The sequence below is a fragment of the Achromobacter sp. genome (genome assembly GCF_036567245.1).
Lineage (GTDB): Bacteria > Pseudomonadota > Gammaproteobacteria > Burkholderiales > Burkholderiaceae_B > Achromobacter.
In genome coordinates this window covers 1-11,306 of the sequence record NZ_DATCUY010000684.1, presented here as the reverse complement: position 1 = coordinate 11,306, position 11,306 = coordinate 1, and the positions used below count along the sequence as shown (strand labels likewise).

Sequence of the window (11,306 nt, the reverse complement as noted above, 5' to 3'; positions counted from 1 at the left end):
GGCGGCAACCGAAGCTTCGGTTGCCGCGACCGTGGCCGTCGACGTCGCAACGCCTGCCGCGATGGATGTGGCCACCGCGGCAGTAGACGCCGCCGCCGCAGCAGCAGAAGCGACAAGCGCGGACGCGGCGCCCGATGCCGGCGGCGGCCTGCTGCAGATCTACACGCGCGAAGGCAAGCCCCTGCTCGATGCCGACACGGTCGCGCGCCTGCAGGATTACGACATCAGGGCCGTTTCCGCCAGCGAATCCGCCCGCGGCCGCGCCACCGCGGACAGCTTGCCGCTGGCCCTGCTGCGACCCCTGGACTACAAGCAGCACCAGGGCATCCTGACGTCCAAGGGCAAGATCGTGACCAATCCGGACTGGGAGGACATGTCCAGCTATGACGCGTCGATGCCCTTGCCGGTGCGCGCCACCAATGGCAAGTATGGCGCCATCGATGCCGACGGCGGCTGGGCCGTGCCGCCCCGCTACAGCGTCATCCGTCCGTTCCGCGGCGCCTACGCGCTGGCGGGCGGAGCGCGCAGCCGCGGCGACGACAGCCTGGTGATCGACGCCCGCGGCAAAGCCGCCACGGTTCCGGCCGAGGTGCTGGACGGCGCCATGAACTTCGACGGCGAACTGATCCAGTACCGCGCGCCTGACGAAAACCGCGAGAACCGCTGGGGGATCTGGAACATCGCCAAGGGCGCGCCAGCGGTCAAGCCGGTGTACGAAAGCATGGAGAAGTTCGAGGACGACTGGACCAAGGTCCAGCACCAGGACCGCTGGGGCGTGATGAACCGCGAGGGCAAGTGGATAGTGCCCGCCACGCAGGAAAGCTCCTACAAGCTGGAATACCTGGGCAACGGCCTGATGCTGGTCGAGGACAACGGCTCCGGACAGCGCGCCCGCAGCTCTTACGACACCAATTACCGCCTGGTGAACCTGCGTAGCGGCAAATCCAGCGAGCTTCTGACCGGCAAGCCGGACCGGCTGAAGGACGGACGCTACCTGGGCGCGCTTGCAGACGGCGGAACCGTGGTGTTCGACGCCAAGGGCGACGCCACGCGCGTATCCGACAGCCGGGCCAAGAACAAGGAGCTGTACCAGCACTGGCTCTACATCGAACACGAAGACGGCGAAGGCGCCATCGATGCCCGCGGCAACATGAAGGTTCCCGCCATCTACGGCGAGTTCAACCCATTCTTCGCGCAGCCCGAGGGGCTGGCGCGCGCCTACACCGGGTCCGGCTACCGCCTGATCGACCAGGACGGCAAGACCGTGCTGCCCAAGCGGGGCGACGGCTCGCCGCTGGCCTCCATGCAGCGCATCGTCTTCCACGATTCGGAAAACTCGGTCAGCGTCATGACGGACCTGCAGGGCCGCGAGATCACCCGCATCGATGGCACGTATAGCGTGGAAGACCGCCACGCCAACGAAGGCGTGGCGACCTACCGCAGCGGCTCGGGCAACGGCAGGAACGGCTTCATCGATGCCAGCGGCAAGCGCATCGTGGGACCGCATTTCGACACGCTGGGCCCGCTGAACAACGGCCTGGCCGTGGCGCGACGCCTGCAGTATTCCGGCAAGCTGTATGGCTACATCGACCTGACAGGACGCTATGCGATCCCGCCCGTCTTTACCTGGGCCGGAAACTTCAGTGAGGAACGCGCGCTGGTCCGCAGCAGCTACCAGAGCAGGAACACGCAGTACATCGATACCAAGGGCGTGCCCGTCGCCACGTTTACCGTGGTGTGCGACACGGTGACGATCCTGGACGACCAGGGCAGGATCACCTGGCCGCTGCAGAAAATGGATTGCCCCGTGGCCGACAAGTTCGAACTCGCCCCCGACAACGCCAAAGCGAAACAACCATGAAGTCACGCGCGATACGCATCACCCGCCTTGCCTGCGCCCTGGCCGCGCTGGGCGCGTCCCTGTCGGCGCATGCGCAGTTTGGCAATTCATACTGCATCGAGGAAAAGCCCTACAGCCTCACGGTCGACGACGATGTCAGCCCCTACGCCAACGGTTGCATCCGCACGCTGGCAGACCAGCGCGCCGCGGTGCTGCTGCCGTCCGCGCTGGTGAACATCAACCGCGTGCCGCCCGATCAATCGCTGCGCCGCCATGCCTGGGGCTTCCTGGACCAGAACGGCCGGCTGGCGATTGCGCCCATCTTCGAAGCAGTGGGCGACTTCAGCCACGGCCTGGCCGCGGTGAAATGGAAAGGCAAGTGGGGTTTCATCGACACCAAAGGCCGGATGGCGGTGCCGCCGCGCTACGACGCCGTGCAGGACTACGCCGAGATCGGCCTGACCGTAGCCATACTGGATGGCCGCTACCAACTGATCGACCGCAAGGGGCAGTCAGTGGGCGAACCGATGGATGAGGGGGTGCAATCGCTGCATCTGGGCGCGGGCGTGCCGGCGCTGGCGACGGTCGAGTACAAGCCGGAGTACCGCTCCAGTACCGGCGAGCGCCGCTACAACGACGTCGGCGTCAGCCTCATCAAACCCTATGGCAAGGGCCTTTACATCGCCATCAATGCGGAAGGCCGGTACGGCCTGGTGGACCGGGACTGGAAGTGGGTGCTGGAGCCCAACTATCAGGAGATTTCGGTACCGGGCGAAGACGGCTCGATGGCCGTCGCCTATAGCGAAGGCGACGTGCTGCTGCTGGACGCGGATGGCAAGGCCGTGGGCGCGGGTCAGGGCTACCGCAGCATGATGCCCGTGACCCCGGCATTCTGGAGCGCCGAACTCGGCCGTGGCTCTTATGCCGTGCTGGACAGCGACGGCAAGCCCGTCACCACGCTCAAATCCGCCGAAGCGCAGGGATCCCAGCGCTACGGCGACGCCATCATCTACCCCTCTGGCGGCAAGCAGATGGCGCTGGTACCGGGACGCGCGGAACCGCTGACGCTGGGCGCGGGCCTGTCCGTGGCCGAGGACCAGCAAGGCTACGTGCTGTTCTCGAACGACGAACGCGTTCCCGTAGGCCTGCTGACTCCCATGGGCAACTGGCTATATGCCGAGACCGCTCCCGCCTGGCTCAAGGACACCGGCAGGATGGTGGTCAGCCAGGGGAAGTTGTGGGTCTTCAAACAGGAAGGCGAACTGCTCAACGTGCTGGACGACGAGGGCCGCGCGCTGCTCAAGCCCGAAACGGTCGAGGCCGCCAAGAGCCGCTCGCTCAAGGAGCTGCCGCTGGACATACCCGGCAGCGCCCTGGGCCTGCTGGCGCAGGACCACTGCCAATGCGCCGAGGACGGCGCCGGCCTGTTGCTGGCCGACGGTGGCATCGCCTCCGATCCGGCCTGGAGCAACATCATTCCGCTGGACGGATCCGAAGACGACTACGGAGCGCAGGCCGATGCCGAAGCCGCTGGACTCAAGGCGGAGCAATTGCGCTACGCCGCTCAGACCGCCGAAGGCCTGCTGCTGCTGGATGCCATGGGCAAGCCCATGGACCTGCCCGCGCAGCAACATATCGGGCCGTTCCGCCACGGCTATGCGCCGGCCTACGCAGACGGCGTGAGCCGCATGCTGGACCGCGACGGCAAGACCTATGACCTGCCCCGCGACTTCTTCGAAGCGCAGATCGTCGCCCCCGGCGTGGTCCGCTTCCTCAAGATCGCGGCCGAGGGCTCGCCCTGGGGCCTGTACGACTTCGTCGCCGGCAAGGAGCTCGCCGCGCCCGCATTCCAGGACGTCGGCCTCTTCCAGGACGGCCAGGCGATCGCCTCGCTGGGCCAGGACCGCGTCGGCATCATCGACCTGCAGGGCAAGTGGATCGTGCCACCCAACCACCATAGCGCCGAACGCATCACCGCCCGGATCTGGAAGCTGCGCCAGGCCGGCCCGCAGGAGAACGAGTATGAGCGCCCCGCCGCCGTCTTCAACGCCGAGGGCCGCGCGCTGACCGCCTTCCGGGCCAAGCTCTCGGTCGGCGTGGACAGCGACGGCGCAATCGCGGCCAGCGACGACAAGCACCGCTGGACCATCACGCCGGACGGTTCGGAAGCGGTGGACATGGAGGACGCGGACTACCTGCGCATGGGCGACTGGACGGTGCTGCGGCGCGGACCGCGCATCGGCTATCTGGACAGCCAGGGGCAATGGCAGATCGCGCCTTTGACAGCCACCGCCGGCACCTTCCGCGGCGAACCTGCCCGCGCCCTGCTGACGGGCGAGGACGGTCCACGGGTGATCGACGACCAGGGCAAGACCGTGACCGCGCTGCCCGTCGGCGAATGGCGCTGGCCGCTGGGCTCCGACATGCTGCTGCGGCACTACTACGTGGGCAACCGGGAGATGACCGACTACACCGGCCTGGACGGCAAGAAGCGGCTCTCCGTCGAGGGCGTTGCGTCGGCCTACTCTGAAGGACGCGCCGTGGCGCGCGTGTCCAACCGCGGCATGCGCGCAGTGGACGACAAGGGCACGCTGGCCGGCCCCGCGTTCGACGCACTGGGCCTGCTGCGCGAAGGCCTGGCACCGGTCGGCATCGATAGCGGCTACGGCTACGTGGACGCCCAGGGCAAGCTGGTGATCGCCGCCGACTACCGCGCGGTCGCGCCATTCCGCAATGGCCGCGCGGTAGTGTCCACGCTGGAGAAGTCGATGATCATCGATCCCGCCGGCAAGCAGGTGGCGCGCGTGGAACTCGAATGCGGCGTGCGCACGCTGTACGGCTCGCACAACCAGCGGCTGTGGCCGCTGAGCCTGCCCAGCCGCTGCCCCCGCTAGCGCCGCGCGCCTACTGCGCGTCCAGCGCCAGATAGCGGCGCGTCTGCACGATCTCTTCCCGCTCCTTGAAGCTGGTGAGCTGATCGGCCAGCGCGCTGCTGTCGCCGGTCTGCTTGATCGCCGCCAGCGTGGCCTGCATGGCGTGGATGGCGGCGCGCTGCAGATCCGACGGAATGATCGCCAGGCGGTAGCCCATGGCCGCCAGGTCGGCCAGCGGCGTGAGCGGGGTCTTGCCGCCGTAGAACATGTTGATGAGCTTGAGGCCCGGCAGGCGTTCGGCGATGGCGCGGATCTGCTCCAGCGTCTCGGGCGCTTCCACGAAGATCATGTCCGCCCCCGCCTTCAGGTAGCGCTCGGCGCGCGATAGCGCGGCCTCGAAGCCTTCGACCGCGATGGCGTCGGTGCGCGCGATCACCAGCGCGTCGGGGTCGCTCAGGGTCTGGCGCGCGATGTGCACCTTGCGGCACATTTCCTCGGCGTCCACCAGGCTCTTGTCGTCCAGATGGCCGCAGCGCTTGGGAAAGGACTGGTCTTCGATATGGAAGGCCGCCACCCCGGCGCGTTCCATGATGCGCACGGTGCGCTCCACGTTGGCCGAGCCGCCGAAGCCGGTGTCGGCGTCGGCCACCACCGGCAGGCCGCTGGCGTCCACGATCTTCTCCACGCGGTCCATGACCTCGGTGAAGCTGAGCAGGCCAATGTCCGGATAGCCCGCAGCGCGCGCGATGGCGCCGCCGCTGGCGTAGACGGCGGAAAAGCCCGCGGCCGCCACCAGCCGCGCCGACATGCCGTCATAAGCGCCGGGCGCCACGACGATGTCGCGAGCCAGTTGCTGGCGCAACAGGGTGCTGGGTTTGATAGGGGCAGTCATGCGGATTCCTTTGCGGGTGTCGTCGATGTATGCATGATCGGCGCGTCGCAATAGAATGTCCAATATATGGAAAATTGATAATCGATACTTTAAAAGTACAGATATGGAACTGCGCCACCTGCGTTATTTCGTCGCCACCGCCGAGGCCCAGCACTTCACTCGCGCCGCGGAACAGCTGGGCATGGCGCAGCCGCCGCTGTCGCAGCAGATCCGCCAGCTGGAGCAGGAAGTCGGCACGCCGCTGTTCGACCGCACCGGGCGCGGCGTGGCGCTGAACGACGCCGGCCGCGCCTTTCTGGTCTGCGCGCAGGACATCCTGCAGCGCGCCCAGGCCGCCATGCTGACCGCGCAACGCGCGGCGCGCGGCGAAGTCGGCGAACTGACGTTGGGGTTCACGGAGTCCGCGTCCTTCAGCGGCGTGGTGACGGAACTGATACGGCAGTACCGCCAGCAATACCCGGACGTGGAGATGACGCTGTCGCAGGGCGATAGCGAAACCCTGGTGGCGCAGCTGCGCAGCGGCGCCATCGACGCAGCCTTCGTGCGGCCGCCCTTCGCGCTGGATGGCGGCCTGGCGTTCACGCAGTTGGCGGAAGAGCCGCTGGTGGTGGCGCTGCCGCTGGGCCACCCGCTGGCGCGGCGCAAACGGCTGGCGCCGGCCGACTTGGAGCAGGAGCGCTTCATCCTGTATTCGCGCAAGTCCGGCTATGGGCTCAGCGCCGACATCATGGCGGCCTGCCGCCAGCATGGGCTGAATCCGCAGATCGGCCAGCGCGCGCCGCAACTGTCGTCGGCGGTGAACCTAGTGGCCGCGGGCATGGGCGTAGCCGTCGTGCCGGCGTCGCTGCGCCATCTGCGCCCTGACGGCGTGGTGTACCGTCCCTTCGCGCTGGACTGGCCGCGCGCGGTGCTGGGCCTTGCCGTGCGCGAGCACGGCGCGGGCGGACGCGTGCGCAATCTGCTGGCGCTGGCTGGCGGTTGAGGGCCTTGCTCCCGCGCCTGCCGGCGGTTGGAGCCGCTCAGCCTTCGTGCGACTCGTGCACGGCCACCGCTCCGCGCTTCCAGTAGCTGGCGGCGCGGATACGGCTCTTGTCGACGCCGTGCTGCGTCACCATGATTTCCCGCACGGCCTTGGCCGCTGCGGATTCTGCGGCGACCCAGGCATAGCCTTCGCCCGGCGGCAGTTTCAACTCGCGCGCCGCTTCCAGCAGCAGGGTGCTGTAGCCCGGCGCGGTGCCGTTGCGATGCAGCCAGCGCACCGAAGCCTGGGCCTGGGTAGGCAGCGGAATCTCGTTGGAAGCCTGCGGCACTTCAATCAGCACCAGTGCCTGCGCGGCGGCCGGCAGTTCTTCCAGGCGGCGGGCGATGGCGGGCAAGGCGGTTTCGTCGCCGATCAGCACATGCCAGTCGAAACCCTTGGGCACGACAAAAGAGCCGCGCGGACCGCCGATGCCCAGTTGCTGACCGGGTTCGGCCTGTTCAGCCCAGGTAGAGGCAGGGCCGTCGCCATGCAGCACGAAATCGATGTCCAGCTCCCTGCGCACTGTGTCGAAACGGCGCGGGGTGTAGTCGCGCGCGGCGGGCTTGGGCGCGTCTTCGGGGAACTTGATGCCGTCCGAAGTCACAACCGGCAGCGCCGGCGGCAAGGACGGATCGGCGGGAAAGAACAGCTTCACGTGGTCGTCGAACGAGGCGGATACGAAGTCCTGCAGGTCGTCGCCCGTGAAGGTGACGCGGGCCAGCAGGCCGGCAATGCGTTCGACGCTGGCCACGGTCAGCGTGCGCATCTTCAGGTCGTGGCGGACGCGTTCGACATTCAGGTCGTTGCGGGTCATGGATACTCCAGGAAAAGAATCGGAATCAGGAACAGCTCGGATCCGTGATTTCCGCGGTGGCGCGGGCCAGGATGGCCGCGATGCGCCGTTGTTCTTGGGGCGAGGCGTCGGTGCGGTCCAGCAGCGCGCGCTTGAGCGCCTGGCGCGCAGCCACGAATTCCGGCAGCCAACCCGTAGTGGTGTCTTCGCCTTCCGGACCGACAGTGCGCGGCTGGCCGCTCCAGGCCTGGCGCATCCAGTCCATCTTGCGCGCCACGTGCTTGAGCTTGTTGAACATCAGCGCCAGGCGCTCGCGGTTGCCGTCCAGATGCGCGCGGCCCGGCTCAGCCAGGTGGTAGCGCTTCTTCGCGCCCTCTTGCTCCACGGTGGCATAGCCCAGCTCTTCCAGATAGGTCAGCGCGGGATAGACCATGCCGGGGCTGGGCGTGTAGAAGCCGTTGCTGAGCGCGCCCAGCGCCTTGATCAGTTCATAGCCGTGGCTGGGATTCTTTTCCAGCAGGCCCAGCAGCATCAGCTGCAGGTCGTCGGCGCTGACTTTGCGGCTGCGGGTCCAGCCGCGGCCGTCGTCGCCGAAACCGCCGCCGAAGCCGCCGCCCTCGCCGCGCTCGTCGGCCGGACCGGAAAACCAGTCGCCGCCCGCGCCGGCGTGGCGCTGATGGTGGCCATGGCCGTCGCCGTGGTGGCGATGGTGCGCATGGGGATGATGGGAATGATCGTGGCGGCCCTCCGGCTTCTGGCGGGCACGGCGCACGAATGCGGTAAGAAATTGGGCATCACGCATGGTTTACCTCCTGTGTCTATCGCAAGATCTATATCTTACGACATATATCTTACGATATACCTGCGATAGACCGGCCGTCAAGCGCGACGTTCGATCACCCCTGCCGCGATCCCTCCCACGATGAACGCCATGCCCGCCAGCAGCGAGGCGCTGACCGGCTCATGCAGGAACACGGCCGAGCACAGCAGGCCGAACACGGGCACGCCCAAAAGCCCGATGGAAGTTACCCCCGCGGGCAATGCACGATTCACGTTCACGGCAGCCCAGTGCGCCACCGCGATGCCGAACACGCCGGCATAGCCCAGCAACCACGCCAGGTCGGCGCTCCACGCCACTTGCGGCGGGCCTTCGGCGGCACAGGCCACGGCCGATAGCACGACCGAAGCCAACAGGGCCTGCCACAACGCCAGCTCGAACGGCGGCGTCACCCAGCGGTGCGCGCGCACGTAGACGATGTTGGCCGCCCAGCACAGCGCCGCCAGCAGGATCAGGCCGTTGCCGACCAGCGCGTCGCGATCGCTCCAGTCGAAGTCCAGCGGGTTGAAGATGACAACCAGGCCCAAGAGGCCCAGCGCCAACCCGGCTTGCCGCGCGCGGCTCACGGATTCACCCAGAAAGAGCCAGGCTCCGGGAATCACCCACAGCGGCGTGGTGTAGGCCAGCACAGCCGAGCGGCCCGCCGGCACGTACAGCATGCCCAGGCTGACCAGCGCGGCGAAGGCGCCCATGTGCAGCAGCCCCACGCTGAGGATCACGGGAAGGTCGGCCTTGACCGGCCACGCGACGCGGCGCAGCGCCAGGCCCAGCAACAGCAGTGCGGCCGCGCCCACAAGCGTGCGCGCCGCCGCAGCCCAGATGGGCGTCATGTATTGCAGCAGCTGCTTGTTGACGATCCAGGTGAAGCCCCAGGCCAGCACCACCACGCCCAAAAGCAGCAAGGCGTGGCGGCGGGAAAGCGTGGCGGTGGACATGAGCGGAGGCGCCCGCGAGGACGTGGCGGTACGAAGAAGTCCCGACTATAGGAGCCGCCCGCCGCGGCGCCGTAGACCCACGCCGCGCCTATTCCCTGGTGCCACGGGCGGGCCTGGATCTGGCGTTTTCGCGAGCCCGGAGCCAGCGCTCGAAATCCGCCGCCTTAGGTTCGTCCGGCGCGGGCGCGTAGACCACCAGCCGCAAATGCCGGCTCTCGTCGACCGACAATGTGGAGTGTTCGAACGCCAGCTCGCCCAGGGACGGCAGGCACAGGCTGCGCAGGCCCATGCAAGCCCCATGCACATCGTGTTCGCGCCACCAGGCCTTGAAATCCGGCGAGATGCATTCCAGTTCGTCGACCAGTTCCGCCACATCCGGCGCCTGGCCCGCGCTGGCGAAATCGCGTCGGAAGGTGGACAGCATGGCGGGCGCTTGCGTCGGCCAGTCCACGAACAGTTCGCGCATCGCGGGGTCGGCGAACAGCATCCACAGCAGGTTCCTGCGGCCCTCCGCCTGCGCCGAAAAATTGAACACGCGGTCCGCGGCCGCGTTCCACACCACCACGTCCCAACGCAGATTGAGGATGTAAGCCGGACGCGCCGGCAGATCGTCCATCAGCCGTCGCACCTGCGCAGGGACCGTGCACCAGGTGCGGCCCGGTTCCGATGGCGGGCGCTGGTGCGCCAGCAAGTACAAATGGCGACGCTCGGCGGCGTCCAGCTTCAGCACGCGCGCCAGATTTTCCAGGAGCCCGGCCGACACGCTGATGTTGCGGCCTTGTTCGAACCAGGTGTACCAGGCCAGGCCCACGCCGGCCAGCGCGGCGACCTCTTCGCGGCGCAAACCGGGCGTGCGCCGGCGGCCTCCCGCAGGCAGTCCGACCGCGGCGGGACTGAGCCGCTCGCGGCGCAGCCGCAGGAACTCGGACAGGTCGGCGCGAGTGCGCTCCAGGCGCTTCGGGGCTACGGCGGCGGTCATAAGTCTATTGCACCCAGTAATAGCATAAACAGCTAAATTGTATAAGGCTAAAAGCCTCTCCAGAATAGCGCCCATCCTGACTCCGATGGCGCTTTCCATGACTTCCTCCACGCTCCCCTGCCCTGGCCTGCAAGCTGCGCCGCCGCCCGCCCTGGGCCGCCTGGGCCTGGCCGTGCTGCTGTCGGGCGGCTTCATCACGATCTTTGATCTGTTCGTGGTGAACGTCGCCATTCCCAGCATGCAGTCCACACTGTCCGCCAGCTTCGCGCAGATCAGCTTCATCATTGCCGCCTACGAACTGGCCTACGGCGTGCTGCTGATCGCCGGCAGCCGGCTGGGCGACCGCCACGGCCGCCGGCGCCTGTTCATGCTGGGCATGGCGGGGTTCGCATTGGCCTCGGCGCTGTGCGGCCTTGCGCCCACGGCCGACACGCTGATCGCCGCGCGCGTCCTGCAAGGCATGGCCGCAGCCATGCTGTTTCCGCAGGTCTACGCGCTGATCCGCGTCAGCTATCAAGGCCACGAGCGGCGGCGCGCCTTCGGCCTGCTGGGCATGACGCTGGGGCTGGCGGCCATCGCGGGACAGGTGCTGGGGGGCTGGATCGTGCATGCCGATCTATTCGGCCTGGCGTGGCGCAGCATCTTCCTGCTCAATGTGCCGGTAGGCCTGCTGGCGTGGCGGCTGGCCCGCCACATTCCAGAATCGCGCGAGCCCTCGGGCGCGCGCATGGACTGGCCTGGCGCGGCGCTGGTGGGCGCGGGCCTGGCTCTGCTGTTGCTGGCGCTTATCGAAGGTCCCACGCGGCACTGGCCCGCATGGACGGTGGCTTGCGGCGTGACGGCGGTCGCCACGCTGGCGCTGTTCGTGCGCATGCAGCGCGGCATTGCAGCCCACGACGGCGCGCCGCTGGTCGATATGGCCTTGCTGGCGCAGCCGCGCTTCGCGGCGGGCTGCCTGCTGGTGATGCTGGTGTACTCCACCACCAGCGCGATGTTCCTCTGCTATGCCTTGCTGGTGCAGACGGGTTTCGGCTTGGACGCCTTGACGGCGGGCCTGATCTTCGCGCCCGCCAGCGTAGGTTTCGTGGCGGGCTCGATGGCGGCGCCGCGGCTCGTCGCGCGCTTCGGCACGCGC

9 protein-coding genes are annotated in these 11,306 nt (G+C 67.9%); 4 read left to right on the top strand and 5 right to left on the bottom strand.

The window, feature by feature from the left end:
* Together VIR09_RS29345 and VIR09_RS29340 are read left to right on the top strand one after the other, a co-directional pair.
* Window positions 1-1,861, top strand: a 1,861-nt coding sequence (locus VIR09_RS29345; protein ID WP_332016073.1) for a WG repeat-containing protein, incomplete at its 5' end; no start/stop codon positions are given.
* A complete protein-coding gene (locus tag VIR09_RS29340; RefSeq protein WP_332016072.1) occupies window positions 1,858-4,734 on the top strand; it encodes a WG repeat-containing protein in 2,877 nt (958 codons plus the stop codon). The genes VIR09_RS29345 and VIR09_RS29340, both read left to right, overlap by 4 nt.
* Before the next feature lie 10 nt (window positions 4,735-4,744).
* Here the strand turns inward: VIR09_RS29340 and VIR09_RS29335 are convergent, their stop codons facing one another.
* On the bottom strand, window positions 4,745-5,605 hold the full coding sequence (locus tag VIR09_RS29335; RefSeq protein ID WP_332016071.1) for an oxaloacetate decarboxylase: 861 nt from the start codon (window positions 5,603-5,605) through the stop codon (window positions 4,745-4,747).
* 103 nt (window positions 5,606-5,708) lie between these two features.
* Between VIR09_RS29335 and VIR09_RS29330 the strand changes: the two genes are divergently transcribed.
* The gene (locus VIR09_RS29330) at window positions 5,709-6,587 is read left to right on the top strand and encodes a LysR family transcriptional regulator (RefSeq protein WP_332016070.1); all 879 of its coding nucleotides are present in this window, start codon (window positions 5,709-5,711) and stop codon (window positions 6,585-6,587) included.
* A gap of 37 nt (window positions 6,588-6,624) precedes the next feature.
* Here the strand turns inward: VIR09_RS29330 and VIR09_RS29325 are convergent, their stop codons facing one another.
* The 4 genes from VIR09_RS29325 to VIR09_RS29310 all read right to left on the bottom strand — a co-directional run bounded on the left by VIR09_RS29325 (window position 6,625) and on the right by VIR09_RS29310 (window position 10,171).
* Window positions 6,625-7,440, bottom strand: a complete 816-nt coding sequence (locus VIR09_RS29325) for a siderophore-interacting protein (protein WP_332016069.1) — start codon at window positions 7,438-7,440, stop codon at window positions 6,625-6,627.
* Window positions 7,441-7,465: 25 nt separating this feature from the next.
* A complete protein-coding gene (locus VIR09_RS29320; RefSeq protein ID WP_332016068.1) occupies window positions 7,466-8,221 on the bottom strand; it encodes a PadR family transcriptional regulator in 756 nt (251 codons plus the stop codon).
* 77 nt (window positions 8,222-8,298) lie between these two features.
* Window positions 8,299-9,192 (bottom strand): DMT family transporter, encoded by an 894-nt coding sequence (locus VIR09_RS29315; protein WP_332016067.1) that lies wholly within the window; start codon window positions 9,190-9,192, stop codon window positions 8,299-8,301.
* An 88-nt stretch (window positions 9,193-9,280) separates the two neighbouring features.
* On the bottom strand, window positions 9,281-10,171 hold the full coding sequence (locus tag VIR09_RS29310; protein WP_332016066.1) for a helix-turn-helix transcriptional regulator: 891 nt from the start codon (window positions 10,169-10,171) through the stop codon (window positions 9,281-9,283).
* A gap of 97 nt (window positions 10,172-10,268) precedes the next feature.
* Here VIR09_RS29310 and VIR09_RS29305 point away from each other — a divergent pair.
* The coding region (locus VIR09_RS29305) for an MFS transporter (protein ID WP_332016065.1) at window positions 10,269-11,306 on the top strand (1,038 nt) is incomplete at its 3' end.